Below are 20,429 nucleotides of genomic sequence, written 5' to 3'. Positions count from 1 at the left end.
TCTGTCTGCGGACAATAAAAAAGCGACAGCATATGCCGTCGCTTTGGCTGGTGATGATGGGGTGTTAGCGGTGATGGGACATCTTGTTCATGATCAGTGAGTAAGCTGCCGGTACCACCACCAACGTCAGCAGCGTGGAAGAGATCATGCCGCCGATCACGGCGATGGAAAGCGGGCCGTTGGTCTCCGCTCCCGCACCGAGCCCAAAGGCGGCAGGCAGCAGGGCCAGGATGATGGTGAGCGAGGTCATGAGCACCGGGCGCAGCCGGATGGGACAAGCCTCGCGCAATGCGTTATCCACCGACTTGCCTTCCTCATGCAACTGGTTGGTGAGGTCGATGAGCAGGATGGAGTTCTTCGCCACCAGGCCGATCAGCAATACCAGCCCGATCATCGAGAAGATATTGAGCGAGTTGTTGGTGACCCATAATGCAAACACGCCCCCGATAATCGCCAGGGGCTGCGCCAGCATGATGATCAGCGGCTGCAGGAACGAGTTGAACTGGCTCGCGAGCACCATATAGAGCAGCACCAGCGCCAGGCCAAACGCGAATATCATGCTGCTCACGGTTTTCTGCAGTTCTTCGGCCTGGCCCACCAGGTTGAATTGGTATCCGGGCGGCAGTGTTTCCGCCGCCAGCCTGCGCACATGCTCGACAGCGTCGCCCAACGGCATGATGGGGTTGGAGTAGAGGCTGGCGGCATATTGCAGATCGAAGCGCCCGATCACGGCCGCGCCCAATGTCTGCTTGAAGCTCGCCACGCTGTCCAGGCGCACGAGTTCGCCCGTACCGCTGCGCAGGTAGATCTTCTTCAGGTCGTCAGGGGTTTGCAGGCTGCCTTCCTTGGCCTTCAATCGGATTTCGTAACGCTGGCCGTCGCCGGGCTCGTCATTGAAGTCGGCGATGTCGATGCCGCCAGTGTACAGATTGAGCGCCGTGGCCACGTCGACAGCGGAAAGCCCGAGGCTGGCAGCGCGTATCCGATCCACTTGCAGGGTGAGCTGGGGCAGGTCGAGGTCCAAGTCCAGATCTACCTTGCCGATGCCTGGAATATCCCCCAATTTGCGCTGCATGGTCTTGCCTAGCTGGCTGACCTGCTCGAGGTTTGCGCCGGTGATGTTGAACTGCAGCTTCTCCGAGCGCTGCCCGCCGACGATGGCAACGGGCACGGGGAACGCGCGTACGCCCGGAATCAGGTCCAAATCGGCACGGATGGCGCGTATCAATGCCTGCTGGCTCATGTCGCGTTCCCGCCGGTCCTTGAGGCGGATGCTGACCGTGCCTTTATTCACCTGGCCCTGCGCGCCCACGCCTATGGTGCCGAAATAGCTGGCGATCTGGGCGTCGTAGCGCTGCAATACCGCTTCCATTTTCTCCAGGCGACTATTGGTGTATTCAATGCTCGAGCCCAGGGGCGTACGGAAGGAGATCAGGAAGCGGCCTTCGTCCGAGTCCGGGATGAATTCCTTCTGTACCTTGCCAAAGAAGAACCCGCTGCCGACGACCACCAGCAGGGTCAATAGCATGACTTTCCAGCGGTGCCGCAGCGTCCATGCCAGCATGCCGGCGTAGATATGGTCCATGCGCTGGAAGAGGCGGTCCAGCCAGCCATAGAACCGCCCTTCGGGCTCGTGCGCCTTGAGGTAGCGCGAGCACAGCATGGGGGTGAGCGTGAGCGAGACCAGCAGGGAGACCAGCACGCCGAAGGTGACCACCACGGCAAACGATTTGAAAAACTTGCCGATGATGCCTTCCATGAAAATCACCGGGGCGAAAATACAGACCAGCGAGAAGGTGGCGGCAATCACGGCAAAAGCCACCTCTCGGCTGCCCGTGATGGCCGCCGCGCGGGCAATGACACCGGAATCGGCAGCTGGCTCCTGCTGCGCACGCAGGCTCAGGTGGCGGTATATGTTCTCGAGCACGACAATGGCGTCATCCACGACCACGCCGATGAGCAACAGCAAGGCCAGCAGCGTCATGGTGTTGAAGGTGAAGCCGGAGAAATACATGACCGCGACCGAGCCCAGCAGCGACACCGGGATCGCCGTGGCGATGATCAGGGTGGAGCGGACGGAGCGCAGGAACAGCCAGACGATCAATGCCGCCAGCAGGGTACCCTCGACCAAGTGTTCCTGCAACGCTCCGACGATTTCCTCGATGAACAGCGCGTCATTGGTCGAGATGTCCAGCGTCATGCCGGGCGGCAGGCTGGGACGGATTTCCTCGTCCAGCTTGCGCAGCACTTCATCGATGATCGCCACGGTGTTGGCGTTGGAGACCTTGACGATGCCCAGGCCCACTGCGGGTTTTCCCATATAGCGCGCCAATTGGCGGTAGTCGGCGATGCCGTCTTCCAGTTCCGCAATCTGCTTGAGCTTGATCACCGCGCCGTCACGGTAGGCCACGATCATCTCCGCCATGTCGCGAAGGTTGTGGTATTCCATGTCCAGCTTCATGAGGTATTCCGCATTGCTGCCCACCAGGAAGCCGCCGGGCAGTTGCACATGTTCGCGCTTGAACGCATCGATCAAGTCGGTGGCGGTGATGCTGTAGGCCGCCATGCGCTCGGGCAGGACGTTGACGCGGATGGTGCGGTCACGCCGCCCGCCCAGGCGCACTTCGCCAACGCCGTTGATCGTCTCGAGCTTTTTCTTGAGGACGTTGAACCCGTACAGGTTGATTTGCTGGGTCGTACGGTCGCCGCGCAATGCCAGCCACATGATGGGCTGGGCGTTGGTTTCCACTTTCTGCACCTGCGGCGGGTCGGCATCGTCCGGCAGGCGGCGCAGCACCTGGTTGACCTTGGCCTGCACCTCGTTGTAGGCCACGTCGATGTTTTTCTCGAGGCCGAAGGTAATGGTTATGACGGAAACGCCTGGCGAAGAGGAAGACTGGATATGTTCAATGCCAGGCGTGGTGTTGACCGAGGATTCGATGATGCTGGTGATGCTGGCATCGACGATGTCCGGGTTGGCCCCGGTCAAGGTGGTGGTGATCGAGATGACCGGGAATTCGATGTAGGGCAGGCGGTCGACCCCGATGCGCTGGTAGCTGATGATGCCCAGCAGCACCAGCAAGCCGGATACCATCCACGCCAGCACATGGCGCTTGATCGATATTTCCGGCAAGGTCATGGCTGGTCCTGTTGCGAATGGGCCTGGATTTGTACGCGGGTCTGGTCCGTGAGGAAGGCCGCGCCATCGACGGCAATGGTTTCACCGGCCTCCAGGCCTTCGGTGATCTGGATGCGTCCGTCCTGGTAGATGCCGGTCTTGACGATGCGCTGGTGTGCCACATCGTCCTTGATCACATAGACCACCTCGCCGGCCGGGCGCAGCACGATGCTTTGTTCCGGCACCACGAGCGCGGCAGGGTACTCGCCGAGAATGATGTCGCCCGTGACGCTGGCGCCCGATTGCCACCCGGGCTGGTCGACAATGTCCACGAGCACGTCGATTGCCCGGTTATTGCTGCCGATGACGGGCTTGAACTCACGCAATACGCCTTCCGCCTCCTCATCGGCAGTCGGTGTCTTCAGCCTAACTTTCAGCCCGGGCTTGAGCTTGGTGCCCAGGCTTTCCGGGAACGGCAGGTGGGCGCGCAGGCGCTGGTTGCTGATGATCTGCAGGAGGGGGTCGCCAACCTTGACGTAATCGCCGGGCGATACGATTTGTTTCTCTACCTTGCCATCGATGGGGGAAAGCAGCCGGGTCTTGCTGCTGTTGTGCGTGATCGTGTCCAGACGGGACTTTGCGCCCTCGAGCTGGCGCTTCAAGGCGATTTTCTGCGTTTCCAGCTCGTCCAGGGCGTTTTGCGAAATGAAGTTCTTCTCTACCAGTTTCTGGTTGCGCTCCACATTGCGCTGCTGGTTGAGCAGCAATGCTTCCAGCCGCGCGACCTCGCTTTCCGCCTCGCGCTGCTGCAGGTTGTAGTCCTGCGGGTCCAGCAGGGCGATGACTTCTCCCTTCTTGACCACCTGGCCGGGTCGGGCCAGTATTTTCAAGACGCGTGCGGGCACTTCCGCCGCGACGGTGGGATCCATGATGCCTTCCAGCGTGCCGATGGATTGTTCGCGGATCTCCAGCCAGGCAGTTTCCACAGCGGTGACGCTGACCAACGGCAGAGAGGCCGGTTTTGCCGCCTCTTCATTCTTGCTGCAAGCGCTGTTCAATACGGATAACAGGGCCAGCAATGCAAAGACCCCTGAACGATAGACTGACATTTATTCTAGTTTTCCTGATTGAATGCTAAGCATATGCTGGTTGCTCTATCCAGCCAGGGCGCTGTTCAAATTGATGCAGCTCTGTTGCTTTCTGTGCTTAAAATTCAGCAGTTTATACCGGTTTGGCCCGTTGTTGCCAGATTCGGGAAGAGGTTTGCCACGGATTCCCAGTCGAAATGAGGGCCGGGGTCGGTCTTGCGGCCGGGAGCGATATCGGAGTGCCCGACGATATCTCGAATGGGATAGTGGGAGATCAATAGCCTGAGCAAGGCGTGCAGCGTCGCATATTGTGCCGCCGTGAAAGCCTCCGCATCACTGCCTTCCAATTCGATGCCGATGGAAAAGTCATTGCAGCGTTCCCGGCCCTGCCAGCTTGATGCTCCTGCGTGCCAGGCCCTTGCCTCGCAAGGTACAAACTGTTGCAGCCTGCCGTCGCGCCCGATCACGAAGTGGGCTGACACCTTCAGCTGGTGTATGCCGGCGTAATAGGGGTGCTCATCGGGGTCGAGCCGGTTGGTGAACAATTGCGCAATGCCTGGGCCGCCATATTTCCCAGGCGGCAGGCTGATATTGTGGATGACGACCAGGCAGATGTCGGCATCGGCGGGACGCGCATCGAAATTCGGCGAGGCAACGAACTCGGCTTCTGCCACCAGGCCGTGCCGGTCAATGGATAGGCTTGTTTCCATCGCGGATCAATCGCTATCCTTGCTCAGGCCGAGCTTGCTGAGGCGGTAGCGGAAGGTGCGGAAGCTGACGCCCAGCAGTTTGGCGGCAGCGGTCTTGTTGTGCTGGGTTTTTTCCAGGGCGTTGAGGATGGCCGTCTTTTCTATGTGCTCCAGGTAGTCAGGCAACGGCAGGCCTTCATCCTCCAAGGCTGGACCAGCAGAGGATGCGGGAGTACCGGCATCCTGGTCGAGCAACAGGTCCTCGGCCGTGATGGTATTGCCATCGCACAGGGCCAGTGCGCGTTCCAGTACGTTCTCCAGTTCACGCACATTGCCCGCGAAGCTATGCCTTGCCAGCATCTGGCTGGCTTCCGGCGACAATGCCGGCATGGCTCGGCCTTCCTCACGGCATTGCTTGGCAAGCAGGGCGTCGACGAGCAGCGGAATGTCTTCCTGCATGTCGCGCAACGCAGGCAGCTTGAGTTCGATCACGTTCAGGCGGTAGTAGAGATCCTGGCGGAACTCGCCACGCTCCATGAGCACGGACAGGTTCTTATGCGTGGCGCTGATGATGCGCGCATCGACGCTTTCTTCCTGGGTGCCACCGACCATGCGCACCTTTTTTTCCTGGATGGCGCGCAACAGCTTGACCTGCATGGCAAGCGGCAAGTCGGCGACTTCGTCCAGGAACAGCGTGCCGCCCTTGGCGGCATGGAACATGCCTTCCTTGTCCTGGGTCGCGCCTGTGAAAGCGCCTTTCTTATGGCCGAAAAACTCGCTTTCCATTAGGTTTTCCGGGATGGCGCCACAGTTCACGGCAATGAAAGGGCCGTCGCGGCGCGAGCCGTTCTGGTGTATCAGCCGGGCTGCCAGTTCCTTGCCGCTGCCGGACTCGCCGCTGATATAGACGGGCGCCTGGCTGCGCGACAGTTTTTCTATCATGCTGCGCACCTGCTTGATGGCCGCGCTGTTGCCTATCAAGGCCAGGGTGTCGTGGGAGGTCTCTGCCTGCTCTGCAGATGACAGCTTGAGCGCGGATTGCACCAAGGGGCGCAACTGCTTGAGCGAGATGGGCTTGGTCAGGTAATCGAAAGCCCCGGCCTTGAGGGCCGACACTGCATTCTCCGCGCTGCCGTAGGCGGTAATCACTGCGACCGGCAGGCCGGGATAGTCCTGTGCAATGTGTTTGACCAGGTCCAGCCCGCTGCCATCCGGCAGGCGCATATCGGTGAGGCAGAGTCCGTATTGCCCCTGTTCCAGCAGGTGCCGGGCCTCGGCGAGTGTACTGGCGCTATCCGCCCGGATATCCATGCGCTCCAGGGTCAATACCAGGAGTTCGCGGATATCGGTTTCGTCATCGACGACTAGGCAGGCGGGAAACGCACTCATGCAGGTTCAGTTTTCTCAATGTGGATAACAAACGAACAGCCTTGCTCAGCGGCGGCATGTTCAATGGTGGCGCCATTAGCTTCGCATAGTTCGCGGGCGATATAAAGCCCGAGGCCGGTGCCCGTGCTCTCTGTGGTAAAAAACGGCTCGAACAGGTGTGCCTGGGCGCTTTCGGGAATCCCCTTGCCATCGTCATGCACCTCGATCAGCCATTGCTGCGCTTCGCTGCGCAATGACAGCGTCAGGCTGCCATCATGTTGCCGGCTATGGCGCCAGCCGTTGCGGCACAGGTTCCACAATATCTGGTGCAGGTGGCGATGGTCGAACGTGATCGTGGGCTCCCAGACATCCGTGTCCAGTACGAAGCCCTGGGAAGGAATTTTCTCCACCTGGTAGAACTGGTCGTGGAATTCGCGCAGGAAATCGGTCAGCCGGATTTCCTGCTGCTTGGTGCGGTCGCGGCGGTTCAGTTCCAGCACGTCCTTGATCATCTGCTCCATGCGCTGCACATTGTCGCTGATGATTTGCAGCATGCGTTGGCTGGCGCGGTCGTGGGATTCGTCTTCCTGCAATAATTGCGTCGCATGGCTGATGGCGCTCAAGGGGTTGCGGATCTCGTGGGCGATGTTTGCGGTGAGGCGGCCTAGGGCGGCGAGCTTGAGTTGCTGCGCCTGGGTCTGCAATTGGCTCCAGTCTTGTATGAAGATGACGGTGCCCTGCGCATAACTTTCCCCCACTGGCATGAGCTTGAGGCGCAGGTCGCGCTTGCTCAGGCTGAGTTTGATCAGGCCTTGCTGCCTGCCGTGATCCTGCTGGTGCCAGCGCTGCAATAAGGTTGTCAGCTCGGGGGCGTACTCTGCCAGTGGCTGGTTGTTGCGCGCATTGGCCTGGATTCCCACAAGGAAATCGGCTTGCCGGTTGCGGTGACGCAGCGTGAGGGCCTGGTCCACCACAATGACGCCATCATCCATTTCCTGCGTGACCAGCTGGTTGACCTGGGCCAGATTTTCCAGATCGATCCCGCGCTGTGACGCCAGCTGCGCGTGCAGGTTGGCCCGCTTGCTGAAGCTATGCGCGAGCCAGGCAGTCGCAAAGCAGCTAACGCTCAGCATGGCGGCATGCGAATAGTCGCCGAAATCCTCGTTCCAGATCAGCATCTGGTAGGACTGCTCGAGCAGCAGGCCTATGCTGGCAATCGCGGCATAGAATAGCGCGAGCCGCCCTTGGCTGATCAGGCTGGCGGCGGCAATGGTAATGATGAGCAGCAGTCCCAGCCCGCTTTTGATGCCGCCGCTGGCATACATGAGCAGGATGATGAAACCGATATCCATCAGCGTTAGCAGCGAAAGCTGGACGCTGAAATTGGGTTTGCGCAGGACGTTCAGGCATAGCGCCAGGCAGCCGAAGCCCAGGTATGCCAGGGAGAAACTGAGGTAGGCGGTCGGATTGTAGTTAAGCCAGATGCGTGCGTCCTGCAGCAGGAAATACGAGGCAAGGAAGACGATGCCAAGCAGAATGCGGTAAACCCCGAACAGGGCGAGCGGCTGCCAGAAGTCCGTGGCATGGATGCCGCCAGCTTTGGCAGCTTGCCTGGTCATGGCTGGTGTTGCTGGCGATGCGCATCCGAGCAGTAGTGCAGCTCTCCGCTCTTGACGCTTTCACTCCTCGGCAGGTGCACCTGGCAGTGGGCGCATTGCACCATGTCTTCCGGGCTGTTGCGCGAAGGCGGCGGCTGGTCCACGCTGTTGCGGTAGTGCTTGAGGATGGCGTAGATCAGCCAGAATATAACAGCGAGAAGCAGCAGTTTCAGCATGGTGCCCGGTAGGTGGGTGAAGGATGGAGTGATTGTAGCGAAAAGCAGCCCGGGTAACAAAATCAAACCTGTTATACTCAATGCAGATGGCTTATCTGGCCCGCGTGCCGCGGCACTAAATGCAATAAAAAGCATCCAAGCACTTCAATGGCGAGCACACAGGAACTTTCAAATTTTCTAGCGCAAATTGAGCGTCGGGCTTTCAAGCAGACGGCATATGCCGTGCGTGACGATCATGCCGCGATGGACATTGTGCAGGACGCCATGCTCAAGCTGGCGGAAAAGTACGCTGCCAGGCCTGTGGAAGAATACCCCATGCTGTTCCAGCGCATCCTGCAGAACACCATGAAGGATTACTGGCGCCGGCAGAAGGTGCGGGGCATCTGGACGACCTTGCTTTCTTCGCTTGGCGTCAGCCAGCATGACGACGAAGAGCATGACCCGCTGGAAACCATGGCCTCCGATCATGATCACGGCAACCCCGAGCTGCAGTACGAGCAACAGGAAACGATCGCGATCATCGAAGCCGCGATAAAAAATCTGCCAACGCGTCAACGAGAAGCATTTATCATGCGTTACTGGGAAGATATGGATGTTGCTGAAACGGCCGCAGCCATGGGATGCTCGGAAGGGAGCGTCAAGACACATTGTTCCCGAGCGGTCCATGCATTGGCCGCCACGCTTGAAAAATACGGTTTTGCTAAGGAAGTGCTCGACAGGGCTGGGGGCGAGCGATGAATCACGAACGACAGTTTGCAAAAGAAATCGTCCGGCGACTGGACGAAACCACGGAAAATCTCGCGCCAGAGGTGGTGGAACGCCTCGTGGAGGCGCGGCGAAAAGCAGTCCTGCGCATGGCGGCGGCTCATAGCCAGCAGCCGCAGGGCGGCGGGTTGATGGCGCTGCTCGGCAGCTACTTCCTCCAGCATCAACGCAGCTTGTCTCTGGCGGCCCTGATCGCGGCCGTGTTGTTTACATTCGTTGTCACCCAGCAATTGACAGGGCACGGCCATGGCGAACATGGCGACGCCTTCCTGCTGGCTTCTGAACTTCCCCCCGAGGCATATCTTGATCCAGGCTTTTATTCATGGTTAAAACAGCAATAGCAGCCGGCCTGTTATTGCTTGCGATGACAGCAGTCGCTGAAACGGAATCACAGGAGCCCAGCTGGGCGCAACTGAACGAAAGTCAGCGTAAAGTGCTGGCGCCCCTGGCGCAGGAGTGGGATATCCTCAGGCCGTGGCAGCGCGAGAGAATGCTGGATATTGCGCGCGACTACCCCAAGATGACGCCCGAGCAACAGCAGCGCGTGCAAAGGCGCTTGACGCACTGGAGCCGCATGACGCCCTACGAGCGGGAGAATGCGCGCAAGAAATACCAGACATACCAGAACCTGTCGCCCGAGAAAAAAGCGGCATTGCGCAAGAAATGGGAAGAGTACCAGCGCTTGCCCGAGGCCAAACGCGAGGCGCTGCGGCGCGAGAACCCCGACATCGATACTGGCCTGGAAGACCTAGACTGATTCGGGGCCTTTCCTGGTCGCGCTATGCTTGCAGGAGCTTAAACTACCTGCGCTCCACCCAATACAACATGAAAATGCCTGCCGCCATGAAAAGCAATGTGGGCATCACCGCGCTGAACAGCGGCGACCAGTCGTTGAGCAAGCCCAGGTGCACAAACACCCGGTTCAATACCTGGTAGACAATCCCCAGCATGATGCCGGCAAATATCTTGGTGCTGGCTGAGCTCGAGCGCTGCTGCAGGAAGCCGAAAGGCAGCGCGAGGATCACCATGACCAGGCAGGCAAGCGGATAGATCATCTTGGACCAGAGCGCGATCTGGTGGCGCGAAGTCTTCTGTTTGTTGCTTGCCAGGTGATTGATATAGAAGTACAGATTCCAGGCCGACATTTTTTCCGGCACGACCAGCAGCACGTTCAGCAGTTCCGGGCGGATCAGGGATTGCCAGGTGGCTTCCTGGAACACGTTGGTGCGGATTTTCTGTTCTTCAAAATGGGTTTGCGTCACCTGGTGCAGGTTCCAGCTCTTGCCGTCAAAACTGCCGTCCTGCGCATTGCTGATGGTGCGCAGGCGGAATTCGTTGTCGAACTCGTAAATGTGGATGTTCATCAATGAGGCGTCCGGCATGACGTTCTGCACATTGACGAAACTGTTGCCATCCTTGACCCATAGGCCCGAGCGGAAATCCTGCGCTACCACGGAATCCGTGGCTTGGATGCGGATGCGTTGCGCGGCCTTTTCGCTCAATGGCGCAATCAGTTCGCCCACCAGGAAGGTAATCACGGCAAACACCAATCCCACGCGCAGCAGCGAGAATGCGATCTTGCGTATGGAAATGCCGCTCACGCGCAGGATGATGAGCTCCGAGTAGCGCGAGAACTGGCCCAGCGCGTACATGGTGCCGACCAGCACCGCAACCGGCACCACCTCGTAGACATGTCCAGGCGCGCTGAGCAATACATATAGCATTACCTTGCTGATGCCGTAACTGCCCTTGCCCAGGCTTTCCAATTCCTGGATCAGGTCGAAGAAGGAAAACATCGCCAGCAACGCCAGCATGATGAGCATGATGCTGGAAATGATTTCCTGGGACAGGTAGCGGTTGAGTAATTTCATCGCAGGCTATTTACGCCACAAGCGCGGCAGGAAGGGTAACTGGAACAAACGACGGTAGAACATCCAGAATGCCAGCAGCAGGAAGACCGCATGCACTGGCCACAAGCCGACCAACGGGGAAATCTTGCCTTGCGCAAGCCAAGCCTGCATGATGCTGAGCAGGTTGTTGTACACGATATAGATCAGCAGCGCCATCATCAGGTTGGCGGAGCGGCCGGAGCGCGGATCGACGAAGCTCAGCGGGATTGCCAGCAGGATCAGCACGAATGCCGAGATCGGGATGGCAAGGCGCCACTGCAGCTCCGCATTGCTATCCGGGCTGTGTTCGTTGAAAAGTTCCAGGCTGTTCCGGGCTTGCGTATTGGGCGGTTGCTGCTGCACCTCTGCCGGTTCTATGCGGATGGCATAGCGCTCGAACTCGGTGATCGAATATTCCGCGGTATTGGGCGTGCCTTCATAGCGGCGGCCATTCTGCATGACCAGGAAGTTGTCGTCGTTCTCGGCCGTTTCACGGTGGCCGCGCGCGGCTACGATGATGCCGAGCTTCTGGTGCTGCATGGATTGCACGAAGATGTTCTTGACGATATTGCCCAGCTCATCGAAGCTTTCCACGAAGAACACGCGGTCAGCCTGGCGGGATTCCTTGAACACGCCAGGGCTGATGGATGAAAGCTCGTCGCGGCTTTTCAGCTGGTCGCGGAATTCAGCGCCCTTGTTGGTGGCCCAGGGCGTGACGAACAGGCTGAGGAAGGCGATGACGATGATGATCGGCAAGCCGAACGTCAGCACTGGGCGTATCCAGCTGGAGAGCCCTTGGCCGGCACTGAACCAGACCACCATCTCACTGTCGCGGTGCCAGCGCGAAAGCGTCAGCAATACGGCGAGGAACAATGTGAGCGAGAGCATCATGGGCAAAAACTTCAGCATGCTGAAACCCAGCAGCGTGTTGATGGCGTCGCTGGCAAGGCTGCCCTTGGCGGCAATGCCGATGTAGTATGCTACGCGCTGGGCGATGACAATGCCGAACAGCACCAGGAAGCCGCCGATGGCAGTGGTGACTAGCTCTTGCAGTAGTGAGCGTTTGAAGAGCATGTTAGAAAAGCAGGTAGTTCAAATTCCGCAATTGAGGTTGATTTACCGCGAAAACGCGGGATAATTCAGAAGGCTTTAATCTTAAGGATCAAGGAATGGAATTTAGCATAAAAAGTGGGACTCCGGAAAAACAGCGTAAAGATTGCGTTGTGGTCGGCGTGTTTGAAGCGCGTAAGTTTTCCGACGCGGCCGCGGTGCTCGACCGCGCATCCGATGGCTATCTCGGCAATATCCTGCGCACGGGCGACATCGATGGCAAGCCCGGATCCACCCTGCTTTTGCATTCCGTTCCTGGCGTTGCTGCCGGGCGAGTGTTGCTGGTTGGCCTGGGCAAGGACCGCGAGCTCAACGAGCGCAGCTACCGCCAGGCCCTGCGCGCCTCCGTCAAGGCACTAGGCAGTCTGGATGCCGCGGATGCGGCAACATTCCTGGCCGAAGTGCCCGTGAAGAAACGTGATGTCGCCTGGCGCGTCGCCCAAGTGGTGGAGGTGGCTGCAGACAGTACTTACCGTTTCGACCGTTTCAAGACCAAAACAGCCAATGGCAAGAAAGGCATAGCCAAGCTGCAAGTGCACGTTGCCCAGCGCAGCGATGTGGCGGCGGGCGAAGCAGGCCTCAAGCAGGGCAAGGCGCTCGCTGCCGGCGTGAGTTTTGCCAAGGATCTCGGCAATCTGGCGCCGAACTATTGCACCCCGACTTACCTGGCCGAGCAGGCCAAGGCATTGAGCAAGAGCCATGGATTGCAAGTAGAAGTGCTGGAGAAGGCGGATATTGAAAAACTGGGCATGGGGTCGTTCCTGGGCGTGACCCAGGGCAGCGTGCAGCCGCCCAAGCTGATCGTGCTGCAGCACAAGAAAGGCAAGAAGAGCCAGAAGCCGGTAGTGCTGGTGGGCAAGGGCATCACCTTCGATACGGGCGGCATCTCGCTCAAGCCCGGTGCCGACATGGACGAGATGAAGTACGACATGTGCGGCGCGGCCAGCGTGCTGGGCACATTCAAGGCCATTGCCGAGCTGGATTTGCCGCTGAACGTGGTGGGCATCATCCCGACGTGCGAAAATATGCCGGACGGCAATGCGACCCGGCCGGGCGACGTGCTGACTAGCATGTCCGGCCAGACCATAGAGGTATTGAATACGGATGCAGAAGGCCGCCTGATCCTCTGCGATGCGCTGACTTATGCGGAACGTTTCGAGCCGCAGGCCGTCGTGGATGTGGCGACCCTGACAGGGGCCTGCGTGATCGCGCTTGGGCATCACGCCAGCGGTTTGTTCAGCAACAAGGACAGCCTGGCCGAAGAGCTGCTGGAAGCGGGCAATGAAGCGCAAGACCGGGCATGGCGTCTGCCGCTCTGGGATGACTACCAGCCGCAGCTCGACAGCAACTTTGCCGATATGGCAAATATCGGCGGCAGGGCAGGCGGCAGTATCACCGCGGCATGCTTCCTCTCGCGTTTTGCCAAGAAATATGACTGGGCCCACCTCGATATCGCGGGGACTGCCTGGAAGTCCGGCAAGGAAAAAGGCGCGACTGGACGCCCAGTGCCGTTGCTGACCGAGTTCCTCAAGCAGCGTGCCGGGCAGTAAAGACGCATGACCAGGGTGGATTTCTTTTTCAACGTGCCGAACAAGGCCTTCCATGTGGCCAATCTCAGCAGCCGTGCCGCGCAACGCGGGCGGCGGCTGATGGTGTTGACTTCTACCCAGCAGGCGGCGGAGCAATTGGGCACGTTTTTATGGAGCAACCCGCCGATCGGCTTCCTTCCGCACTGCCATGCAACCCATCCCCGCGCGGCCGAAACGCCGGTCATCATAGACTGGCGCCACGAGCCATTGCCGCATGACGATATCCTCATCAACCTGGATAGCCAGTATCCGCCGTTCTTCAGCAGGTTCAGGCGCTTGATCGAGATCGTGGGGCTGGAGGAGGATGACCGTGCCGCGGCGCGCGAACGTTACCGCTTCTACCGGGATCGTGGATATGAAATCAGGACATTCGATGCCAGCGGCGCAGCTTTATGATGAAAAGAGGGGCTCATGAGCGACCAACCTCAAGATGAACTGGCGTTGGTACTGCGTCGCATCAGTTCGTTGAGCAGTCCGGCTGTTCAGCCATCCGACCAGTCAGCCGGGGATGATGTCCCTGTGCTGACCGATGTTTACGAGGGGGCAGGCGCCTTCAGTGCGGTCGAGATCGAGCAGTTGCTGGCTCCGTATTATGCCGATGATGATCCCGCGCCCGCAGCGCAGGAAATACCTGAACCGTCACCATCATCGCCCCCAGAGGCGGTTGCACCCCAAGCCTCGGGCATCAAGTTCTTGCCAGCCGATGTGGATGAGGAAGCGGATCTCGCTGAAGAAGGAGAGCTGTTTACTCAGCCAGAACCGGATCACCCGCAATTGCTCCTGGCGCGCCAGGAGCTTGCCGAGGCAGTGCTTGCGGACATGCAGCCCATGATCGCCCAAGTCATTCAGGATGTCTTGGCGAGGGAAATGCAGGCATTGGTCCCCAAACTCGGCGCCGAGGTTGAGGGCGCATTGGCCGTAACCTTGCGGGAGCGTGTGATCGAGGCGCTTAAAAAGGATTAGTGTAAACGGGTCTTAACCCAGCAAGGCCTTGTATTCAGCCGCGCTCAGCAGGCCTGCAGGTTCGTTCGCCGGCTGGAATGAAAAAATCCAGGCGTCGTAGGGCTTGTCGTTGATGTCTTCCGGCGTGCTTTGCAGCGCTTCATTGATGGCGACGACCGTGCCGTTGAGGGGTGCATGCAGGTCCGAACCGGTCTTGACCGATTCCACCAGTCCGCAAGGCTGGCCTGCGGAAATGCTGCTGCCGGGCTTGGGGGCTTCGACGTAGACGATATCGCCCAGCAAGTCCTGGGCATAGTCGGTAATGCCGGCCAGCCAATGACCGTCTTCATGCTGCCGTACCCACAGGTGTTCGGCGGTATATTGCAGGTTCTCGGGAATTTTCATGAAAAAAGCTCAGGAGAAATAATATCGGCATATTTTCGCACAAAGCGTTCAAGCCGGCGTATAAGGTGATTTTTTTTATCTTTCCCTATTAAGAAAGTTTATAAACTTCCGTTGCTATGTAAATGACAAATCAAACTTTTTTGGATATTATTCTTCTCGACCATTGAACGGGGTGGGCGCGACATGACACGTAAAATCACATTATTGCTGACCATGCTGGCATTGTGCATGCCGCCGGCATTGGCCTATGCAGCGGAAAAAAAACCGCAGAAAACTGCTTCAAGCAAGACCAAGGCAAGCAAGAAGGTAGTCGCCAAGAAGAAGACCAAGACGACGGTAGCCAAGAAAAATGAGGCCAGCGGCCGCATTATCAGCACGATACGCTCCAACAGCGCCGTCGCCACAGCCAGCCCCAGCGTGTTCAAGGATGACGGCACCGGCTTGAAATTGGCTTCCAGCAAGGCGATGATCGTGAATCAGGATTCTGGCGAGATATTGTTTGCCAAGGGCACGGATATTGCCGCGCCGATCGCTTCCCTGACCAAGCTGATGACGGCGATGGTGGTGCTGGACGCCCAGCTGGATATGGAAGAAAAGCTGCGTGTCACGCGGGATGACATCGACACGCTCAAGGGAACCGGTTCGCGCATGCCGATCGGCGCCTCGCTGACGCGTGCGGAAATGCTGCAGCTTGCCTTGATGGCCTCGGAAAACCGTGCGGCTTCGGCACTGGGTCGCCACTACCCGGGCGGCGTGGATGCGTTCGTCGCGGCGATGAATGCCAAGGCGTTGCAATTGGGCATGCTGCATTCGCGTTTTGCCGACCCTACCGGCTTGAACAGCGCCAATGTCTCCACTGCTGAGGACTTGGTGAAGATGGTGCGCGCAGCATACCAATATCCCGAGATTCGCCACGTATCGACCAGCACTTCCTATGCTGTACCGGTCAACGGTGCGCGTGCGCCATTGCAGTATGTGAACAGCAATGTGCTGGTGCGCAACAGCGACTGGGTGATTGGCCTGTCCAAGACCGGCTACATCAACGAAGCAGGGCGCTGCCTGGTGATGCAGGCGCAGGTTGGAGGGCAGCCCTTGATTATTGTCTTGCTGGACTCGTTCAGCAAAAATGCGCGGGTGGGCGATGCGCAGAAAATCCGCAAATGGATCGAGAGCAGCAACAGCCATCGCAATGCAAGCTGAAGCATTCATTTAATAAAAAAGCGGCTTAGAGCCGCTTTTTTATTATCTCGACCAGCCTTGGGTTCGTTGGAGATCGTCTGGGAAGCGTTCCGGGTTATTCGCTCTCGCTGGCAGCCGTCTTTTTCTTGCGCGTCGTGGTCGCCGTTTTCTTGGTGCCGGCTGCTTTTTTCGCAGGCGCCTTGCCTTTCTTGGCCGGGGCGTCCTTTGCCGCCTTGGCTGACAACAGCTCCAGTGCTTGTTCCATGGTCAGGCTTTCCGGCTCCTGGCCCTTGGGCAGGGTGGCGCGCAGTTTGCCATGCTGCACATAAGGCCCGAAGCGGCCGGAGTAGACGGCGATGTTGCCTGTGCCGTCCGGATGGGCGCCCAACTCCTTGATAGGGGCGGGGCCGGAGTTGGCTTGCGCCAATAGTTCGACCGCGCGCGCCATGTCAATATCAAAGACGCTGTCGCTCTTGGGGATGGACTTGAACTTGCCGTCATGGTTGACGTAAGGTCCGAAGCGCCCGATATTGGCGACCACTTTCTTGCCGGTTTCCGGGTGCTGGCCCAGGTCGCGCGGCAGTGCAATCAGCTTTAGCGCCGTCTCCATATCCAGGCTGGCAACGGAGATTTCCTTGGGAATGCTGACGCGCTTGGGCTTCTTCTTGCTGTCTGCCTCGGGCAGGCCGATCTGCAGGTAAGGGCCGTACGGGCCGTTCAGCAGCAGGATATCCTTGCCACTTTCCGGTTCCTGGCCGATGACGGTCGGCTCGTTGCTGTTGGTATTGGCGCTCGGATTGCGAATGTAGTCGCACTCCGGGTAGCCCGAACAGCCGATGAACTTGCCGAAGCGTCCTAAGCGGGATTGCAGAGGCTTGCCGCATTTCGGGCAGGCTTCGTCGAGCACCTCGACGCCGGGACGCTCCACGTTGCTCTTTTCATGGATCTGGTTGTTGAAACCCTGCCAGAATTCGTTGAGCACTGGAATCCACTCGCGCTCGCCTTCGGCAATATCATCCAGCTCGTTTTCCAGGTTGGCGGTAAAGCCGTAGTCGACGTAGCGCGTGAAATGCTCGGTGAGGAATTTGTTCACCACGCGGCCGACATCGGTAGGTGTGAAGCGCTTCTTGTCCAGCAGCACGTATTCGCGGTCCTGCAGGGTGGAAATGATGCTGGCGTAGGTGGAGGGACGGCCGATGCCGAACTCTTCCAAGGCCTTGACCAAGCTGGCTTCCGAATAGCGCGGCGGCGGCTCGGTGAAATGCTGGTCGCCGAATATTTTCTGTACGGCGAGCACTTCGCCGGTTTCGAGGTGAGGCAGCTTGCTCTCGCCTTCCTCCTCCTCGTCGTCCACGCCTTCCATATAGACGGCGATAAAGCCGGGGAACACCAGCGTCTGGCCGGTGGCGCGGAACAGGTTGGCTTCGCTGCCGACGGCAAGGTCGATGCTGACGGCGTCGAACTTGGCCTGAGTCATCTGGCACGCCAGAGCGCGCTTCCAGATCATTTCATACAGCTTGAACTGCTCGTCGGTGAGGAACGCGCGCAAGCTGGACGGCGTACGCGTGATGTCGGTCGGTCGGATCGCCTCGTGGGCTTCCTGCGCGTTCTTGGCCTTGGTCTTGTACATGATCGGCGACCTGGGCAGGTATTCGCTGGCGAAATTCTGCTTGATATAGTCGCGGATCTGCATGACGGCCTCGGCGGCGAGGCTGAAGCTGTCGGTACGCATATAGGTGATCAGACCCACCGTGCCGCTGCCGACATCGATGCCTTCATACAGCTGTTGGGCGACGCGCATGGTGCGGCTGGTGGTGAACCCGAGCTTGCGCACGGCTTCCTGCTGCAGCGTGGAGGTCGTGAACGGGGCGGCGGGGCTGCGGCTGCGCTGCTTTTTCTCTACGCGGGTGACTGTGGTCTTGCCGGCGCTGACTGCAAGCAGCTTGCCGACGATTTCCTGCTGCTGCGCCTGGCTGGTGACGGTGAATTGCTCCACCTTCTTGCCGTCGAGCTGCACCAGCTTGGCATCGAACACATGCTGGTGCTTGGCGGATTCCAGGTGGATGGTCCAGTATTCCTGGCTTGTGAACGCCTCGATCTCAAGTTCGCGCTCGACGATCAGGCGCAATGCGGGACTTTGCACGCGGCCGGCGGACAAGCCGCGGCGGATTTTCTTCCACAGCAAGGGAGAAAGGTTGAAGCCGACGAGGTAATCCAAAGCCCGGCGCGCCTGCTGCGCATTCACAAGCGGCATGGAGATATCGCGCGGTTCGTCGATCGCGTTCTGCACGGCATTCTTGGTGATTTCATGGAACACCACACGTTTCAGCAGCTTGTCCTTGAGCAGTTTCTTGCTCTTGAGGATTTCGGCAATGTGCCAGGAAATGGCTTCGCCTTCGCGGTCCGGGTCGGTGGCGAGGTAGATGGCGTCTGCCGTCTTGACCGCCTTGGCAATCGCATCCACATGGCGCGAGTTGCGGTCGATCACTTCGTACTTCATGGCGAAGTCATGTTCGGGATCGACGGCTCCCGTCTTGGGAACCAGGTCGCGCACGTGCCCATATGAGGCCAGAACCTCAAAATCCTTGCCCAGGTATTTTTTCAGGGTCTTGGCCTTGGAAGGTGATTCAACGATCAGCAGTTTTGACATGGACGCACGATTTGTGGGATGCAGAGCGGCAGATAATAAGAGTAAATCGCTTGCCGCACAAGAAAGCACTGTAAATTTAGGCGCTTGCCGGCAATTTTTTCTGGAGGTCGTGCCGGATGTCAGGCGATATTGCGCTTGAACTCGATGCGGGAGCCTTCGCTGGAAACCAGGCTCAGGGCCGGGTTGTTTTCCTTGTCGATGTCGCCGAACAGCGGATCTTCATCCTCGGCCTTGGTCTGCGACATATGCTTGAAGTCGTAGAGGTCGGTATCGCCGAGGTGGGAGGGTTCGACATTGCAGATGGCGCGGAAGATATTGTTGACGCGGCCAGGCTGCTCGCGCTCCCAGGCATGCAGCATATCCTTGACCTTCTGCCGTTGCAGGTTTTCCTGCGAGCCGCAGAGGTCGCAAGGGATGATGGGGAAGTTCATGCCGCGCGCATAGCTGGCGATGTCCTTCTCCGCGCAATAGGCCAGCGGGCGGATGACGTGGAATTCGCCTTTGTTGGTGGCGAGCTTGGGCGGCATGGCCTTCATCTTGGCGCCGAAGAACATATTGAGGAATAGGGTTTCCACGATATCGTCGCGGTGGTGGCCCAATGCGATTTTATTGGCGCCCAGTTCCTGGGCGGTACGGTAAATGATGCCGCGGCGCAGCCGGGAGCATAGGGAGCAGGTGGTCTTGCCCTCTGGAATCTTTTCCTTGACGATGGAGTAGGTATCGGCCTCGACAATGCGGTGCTCGACGCCCAGTTGTTCCAGGTAGGCGGGCAGGATATGTGCGGGAAAACCGGGCTGCTTCTGGTCCAGGTTCATGGCGATCAGCTTGAAGTCGACTGGCGCGCGCTCCTGCAAGGCCAGCAGCATCATGAGCATGGTATAGGAATCCTTGCCGCCGCTCATGCAGACGAGGATGGTATCGCCGTCCTCCACCATGTTGTAGTCGCCAATGGCCTTGCCGGTGGCGCTGATCAGGCTGTTGCGCAGCTTGAGGAAGCTGTTGGAGGCGTCGTCGGGATAGTGTTTGGTCATGATTAAGCAATACTTTAAAGATTGAGCGAGCGGCCGCCATCGACGGCGATCACGTGTCCGGTAATGAATGGAGCGTCCTGCAGCAGGAAGCGTACGGCCTTGGCGACGTCGTCGCCTTCTCCGATGCGTTTGAGCAATGTTTGCGAGATCACGCGCTGGCGGTACACTTCGTCGAACTGCGGGTTGTTCTCAGGCCATAATACTGGCCCAGGCGCGACGGCGTTGACCCTCACTTCCGGCGCCAGTTCGTGCGCAAGGGATTTGGTAAGCGTCACCAGGCCCGCCTTGGCGACGCTGTAAACGATATATCCCTTTTTCGGGCGCTCCACGTGCATGTCGGTGATGTTGATGATGCTACCGTGGGTTTTCCTGAGTTCGGGCGCGGCGGCTTGCGACAGGAACAAAGGCGCCTTGAGGTTGGGCCCGATCAAGTCTTCCCATTGGTGCTCGTTGATGCTGCCCAGCTCGCTGGGATAATAGCTAGATGCGTTGTTGATGAGCGCGTCCAGGCGTCCGAAGTGCTGCACGGTTTCCTGCACCAGCTTGGGCAGTACGCTCAGCCTCAACAAGTCCCCCTGGATGATGGCGACGGAATTGGGGCGCTGTAGGTTGAGTTCGGATTGCAGGGTGCGCGCTTCGTCATCCGAGCTGCGATAATGGATCATCAGCCTGGCGCCTTCTGCATGTAGCAGGCGGCAGATGGCCGCACCCACACGTTTCGCACCGCCAGTGATTAAAATGACCTTGTTTTCCAGAGAGGAATCCACCAAAT

General features: G+C 58.8%; 19 protein-coding genes. 7 read left to right on the top strand and 12 right to left on the bottom strand.

The genetic code is table 11. The features are described from left to right. Positions 1-64: 64 nt before the first annotated feature. The 6 genes from ACKF11_RS14245 to ACKF11_RS14220 form a co-directional block, all read right to left on the bottom strand. Entirely contained in the window at positions 65-3,139 is a 3,075-nt protein-coding gene (locus tag ACKF11_RS14245; RefSeq protein WP_407997605.1) for an efflux RND transporter permease subunit, read from the bottom strand. Beyond that, entirely contained in the window at positions 3,136-4,227 is a 1,092-nt protein-coding gene (locus ACKF11_RS14240; RefSeq protein WP_407997604.1) for an efflux RND transporter periplasmic adaptor subunit, read from the bottom strand. The genes ACKF11_RS14245 and ACKF11_RS14240 overlap by 4 nt, the downstream gene beginning before the upstream one ends. 104 nt (positions 4,228-4,331) lie before the next feature. Then, the gene (ampD, locus tag ACKF11_RS14235; protein WP_407997603.1) at positions 4,332-4,916 is read right to left on the bottom strand and encodes a 1,6-anhydro-N-acetylmuramyl-L-alanine amidase AmpD; all 585 of its coding nucleotides are present in this window, start codon (positions 4,914-4,916) and stop codon (positions 4,332-4,334) included. A 6-nt stretch (positions 4,917-4,922) separates the two neighbouring features. After that, positions 4,923-6,284, bottom strand: a complete 1,362-nt coding sequence (locus ACKF11_RS14230) for a sigma-54-dependent transcriptional regulator (protein ID WP_407997602.1) — start codon at positions 6,282-6,284, stop codon at positions 4,923-4,925. After that, positions 6,281-7,882, bottom strand: a complete 1,602-nt coding sequence (locus tag ACKF11_RS14225; RefSeq protein ID WP_407997601.1) for a sensor histidine kinase — start codon at positions 7,880-7,882, stop codon at positions 6,281-6,283. The genes ACKF11_RS14230 and ACKF11_RS14225 overlap by 4 nt, the downstream gene beginning before the upstream one ends. Beyond that, on the bottom strand, positions 7,879-8,097 hold the full coding sequence (locus ACKF11_RS14220; protein WP_407994535.1) for a PP0621 family protein: 219 nt from the start codon (positions 8,095-8,097) through the stop codon (positions 7,879-7,881). Before ACKF11_RS14220 ends, ACKF11_RS14225 begins: the two co-directional genes overlap by 4 nt. Before the next feature lie 147 nt (positions 8,098-8,244). On the opposite strand from ACKF11_RS14220, the gene ACKF11_RS14215 reads away from it, so the two are divergent. The 3 genes from ACKF11_RS14215 to ACKF11_RS14205 are packed head-to-tail and all read left to right on the top strand — an operon-like array spanning position 8,245 to position 9,619. Then, entirely contained in the window at positions 8,245-8,835 is a 591-nt protein-coding gene (locus ACKF11_RS14215) for an RNA polymerase sigma factor (RefSeq protein ID WP_309564138.1), read from the top strand. Continuing rightward, positions 8,832-9,203 (top strand): DUF3619 family protein, encoded by a 372-nt coding sequence (locus ACKF11_RS14210; protein WP_407997600.1) that lies wholly within the window; start codon positions 8,832-8,834, stop codon positions 9,201-9,203. Before ACKF11_RS14215 ends, ACKF11_RS14210 begins: the two co-directional genes overlap by 4 nt. Further along, positions 9,185-9,619 (top strand): DUF3106 domain-containing protein, encoded by a 435-nt coding sequence (locus ACKF11_RS14205; RefSeq protein ID WP_407997599.1) that lies wholly within the window; start codon positions 9,185-9,187, stop codon positions 9,617-9,619. Before ACKF11_RS14210 ends, ACKF11_RS14205 begins: the two co-directional genes overlap by 19 nt. A gap of 43 nt (positions 9,620-9,662) precedes the next feature. On the opposite strand, the gene lptG is transcribed toward ACKF11_RS14205, so the two are convergent. Then, a complete protein-coding gene (gene lptG / locus ACKF11_RS14200; protein ID WP_309564141.1) occupies positions 9,663-10,733 on the bottom strand; it encodes an LPS export ABC transporter permease LptG in 1,071 nt (356 codons plus the stop codon). Positions 10,734-10,739: 6 nt separating this feature from the next. After that, a complete protein-coding gene (lptF, locus tag ACKF11_RS14195; protein ID WP_407997598.1) occupies positions 10,740-11,825 on the bottom strand; it encodes an LPS export ABC transporter permease LptF in 1,086 nt (361 codons plus the stop codon). Between the two features lie 95 nt (positions 11,826-11,920). Here lptF and ACKF11_RS14190 point away from each other — a divergent pair, with 95 nt between their 5' ends. Genes ACKF11_RS14190 through ACKF11_RS14180 form a run of 3 tightly spaced genes read left to right on the top strand, consistent with a single transcriptional unit; the run spans position 11,921 to position 14,413 of the window. After that, positions 11,921-13,411 carry a leucyl aminopeptidase gene (locus tag ACKF11_RS14190; protein ID WP_407997597.1) on the top strand — a complete coding sequence of 497 codons (1,491 nt, stop codon included), beginning with the start codon at positions 11,921-11,923 and terminating at the stop codon, positions 13,409-13,411. 6 nt (positions 13,412-13,417) lie between these two features. Continuing rightward, entirely contained in the window at positions 13,418-13,846 is a 429-nt protein-coding gene (locus ACKF11_RS14185; RefSeq protein WP_309564144.1) for a DNA polymerase III subunit chi, read from the top strand. A 15-nt stretch (positions 13,847-13,861) separates the two neighbouring features. Further along, a complete protein-coding gene (locus tag ACKF11_RS14180) occupies positions 13,862-14,413 on the top strand; it encodes a hypothetical protein (protein WP_407994541.1) in 552 nt (183 codons plus the stop codon). A 12-nt stretch (positions 14,414-14,425) separates the two neighbouring features. On the opposite strand, the gene gcvH is transcribed toward ACKF11_RS14180, so the two are convergent. Further along, entirely contained in the window at positions 14,426-14,797 is a 372-nt protein-coding gene (gcvH, locus tag ACKF11_RS14175; RefSeq protein ID WP_309564146.1) for a glycine cleavage system protein GcvH, read from the bottom strand. Positions 14,798-14,980: 183 nt separating this feature from the next. Between gcvH and pbpG the strand changes: the two genes are divergently transcribed. Beyond that, positions 14,981-15,997, top strand: a complete 1,017-nt coding sequence (pbpG, locus tag ACKF11_RS14170) for a D-alanyl-D-alanine endopeptidase (RefSeq protein WP_407997596.1) — start codon at positions 14,981-14,983, stop codon at positions 15,995-15,997. Between the two features lie 94 nt (positions 15,998-16,091). Here pbpG and topA read toward each other — a convergent pair whose 3' ends face one another. The 3 genes from topA to ACKF11_RS14155 all read right to left on the bottom strand — a co-directional run bounded on the left by topA (position 16,092) and on the right by ACKF11_RS14155 (position 20,424). Next, on the bottom strand, positions 16,092-18,626 hold the full coding sequence (gene topA, locus ACKF11_RS14165; RefSeq protein ID WP_407997595.1) for a type I DNA topoisomerase: 2,535 nt from the start codon (positions 18,624-18,626) through the stop codon (positions 16,092-16,094). A 119-nt stretch (positions 18,627-18,745) separates the two neighbouring features. Further along, complete coding sequence (ttcA, locus tag ACKF11_RS14160; protein ID WP_407997594.1) at positions 18,746-19,657, bottom strand: tRNA 2-thiocytidine(32) synthetase TtcA; 912 nt, start codon at positions 19,655-19,657, stop codon at positions 18,746-18,748. A gap of 14 nt (positions 19,658-19,671) precedes the next feature. Continuing rightward, positions 19,672-20,424: a pteridine reductase gene (locus ACKF11_RS14155; protein WP_407997593.1), complete on the bottom strand. Its 753-nt coding sequence runs from the start codon at positions 20,422-20,424 to the stop codon at positions 19,672-19,674. Between the last annotated feature and the right edge of the window lie 5 nt (positions 20,425-20,429).

It is taken from the genome of Methylobacillus draconifructus, from assembly GCF_045984385.1.
Classification (GTDB): Bacteria; Pseudomonadota; Gammaproteobacteria; order Burkholderiales; family Methylophilaceae; genus Methylobacillus; species Methylobacillus flagellatus_A.
The sequence above is the reverse complement of the archived record's forward strand: the minus strand, read 5'-3'. Positions and strand labels throughout refer to the sequence as shown.

Bases quoted from the DNA above. Each gene is read 5' to 3' on its own strand.
- ttcA (WP_407997594.1), bottom strand. From the start codon at position 19,657: ATGACCAAACACTATCCCGACGACGCCTCCAACAGCTTCCTCAAGCTG.
- ACKF11_RS14210 (WP_407997600.1), top strand. From the start codon at position 8,832: ATGAATCACGAACGACAGTTTGCAAAAGAAATCGTCCGGCGACTGGAC.
- ACKF11_RS14245 (WP_407997605.1), bottom strand. From the start codon at position 3,139: ATGACCTTGCCGGAAATATCGATCAAGCGCCATGTGCTGGCGTGGATG.
- pbpG (WP_407997596.1), top strand. From the start codon at position 14,981: ATGACACGTAAAATCACATTATTGCTGACCATGCTGGCATTGTGCATG.
- ACKF11_RS14180 (WP_407994541.1), top strand. From the start codon at position 13,862: ATGAGCGACCAACCTCAAGATGAACTGGCGTTGGTACTGCGTCGCATC.
- ACKF11_RS14205 (WP_407997599.1), top strand. From the start codon at position 9,185: ATGGTTAAAACAGCAATAGCAGCCGGCCTGTTATTGCTTGCGATGACA.
- ampD (WP_407997603.1), bottom strand. From the start codon at position 4,916: ATGGAAACAAGCCTATCCATTGACCGGCACGGCCTGGTGGCAGAAGCC.
- lptG (WP_309564141.1), bottom strand. From the start codon at position 10,733: ATGAAATTACTCAACCGCTACCTGTCCCAGGAAATCATTTCCAGCATC.
- ACKF11_RS14185 (WP_309564144.1), top strand. From the start codon at position 13,418: ATGACCAGGGTGGATTTCTTTTTCAACGTGCCGAACAAGGCCTTCCAT.
- ACKF11_RS14215 (WP_309564138.1), top strand. From the start codon at position 8,245: ATGGCGAGCACACAGGAACTTTCAAATTTTCTAGCGCAAATTGAGCGT.
- ACKF11_RS14190 (WP_407997597.1), top strand. From the start codon at position 11,921: ATGGAATTTAGCATAAAAAGTGGGACTCCGGAAAAACAGCGTAAAGAT.
- ACKF11_RS14225 (WP_407997601.1), bottom strand. From the start codon at position 7,882: ATGACCAGGCAAGCTGCCAAAGCTGGCGGCATCCATGCCACGGACTTC.
- ACKF11_RS14220 (WP_407994535.1), bottom strand. From the start codon at position 8,097: ATGCTGAAACTGCTGCTTCTCGCTGTTATATTCTGGCTGATCTACGCC.
- topA (WP_407997595.1), bottom strand. From the start codon at position 18,626: ATGTCAAAACTGCTGATCGTTGAATCACCTTCCAAGGCCAAGACCCTG.
- gcvH (WP_309564146.1), bottom strand. From the start codon at position 14,797: ATGAAAATTCCCGAGAACCTGCAATATACCGCCGAACACCTGTGGGTA.
- ACKF11_RS14230 (WP_407997602.1), bottom strand. From the start codon at position 6,284: ATGAGTGCGTTTCCCGCCTGCCTAGTCGTCGATGACGAAACCGATATC.
- lptF (WP_407997598.1), bottom strand. From the start codon at position 11,825: ATGCTCTTCAAACGCTCACTACTGCAAGAGCTAGTCACCACTGCCATC.
- ACKF11_RS14240 (WP_407997604.1), bottom strand. From the start codon at position 4,227: ATGTCAGTCTATCGTTCAGGGGTCTTTGCATTGCTGGCCCTGTTATCC.